Annotated in this window: 2 protein-coding genes; both read right to left on the reverse strand. The window is 34.5% G+C overall.

The features are described from left to right. The coding region (locus ACTQ5K_RS25555; RefSeq protein ID WP_441994457.1) for a hypothetical protein at positions 1-122 on the reverse strand (122 nt) is incomplete at its 3' end. An 8-nt stretch (positions 123-130) separates the two neighbouring features. Then, a complete protein-coding gene (locus tag ACTQ5K_RS25560) occupies positions 131-451 on the reverse strand; it encodes a transposase (RefSeq protein WP_016200952.1) in 321 nt (106 codons plus the stop codon). Between the last annotated feature and the right edge of the window lie 74 nt (positions 452-525).

The raw sequence follows: 525 nt of genomic DNA on the forward strand, positions 1-525 counted from the left end.
TCTTCATGTTCATTCCGATATTCACCAAACCCTTTAGTCCAACGATAATAGCTAGCACGTGGAATCCCTAAAACTTTTAAAATGGAAGTAACGGTATATTTTTCACGAAATTGTTCAACCAATTGTACTACTAGCCCTTTATCGACTCCTTTCTCATCGCCATATACTTTTTTAGAATTTCATTCTCCATTTTTAGGTGAGTTAGTTGATTACTTATTCGCTCGTCCTTACTTAAAGAATCGGGCCCATGCCCAAATGTATATTGTTTACCAATTGGCTGATCAAACCGATACATTTCTCCATTTTTGTACCATCTCATCCAAGTTTCAATTTGAGTTTTATTTTTGATTTTGTATTTGTTCATAATTTCCCGTGTTGTTAATTTTCCTTCAAGCTTATCTCTTACTACCGCCCATTTAATCTCTTTTGTATATACAGTTTTTTTGCCCACGCAAAAACACCTCCGAATAATGTCACAATACTTATCTCAAGTATTGCCATTTTGGAGGTGTTTTATATTGTCTC

This window comes from Niallia sp. Sow4_A1 (assembly GCF_052116745.1).
Lineage (GTDB): Bacteria > Bacillota > Bacilli > Bacillales > Cytobacillaceae > Niallia > Niallia hominis.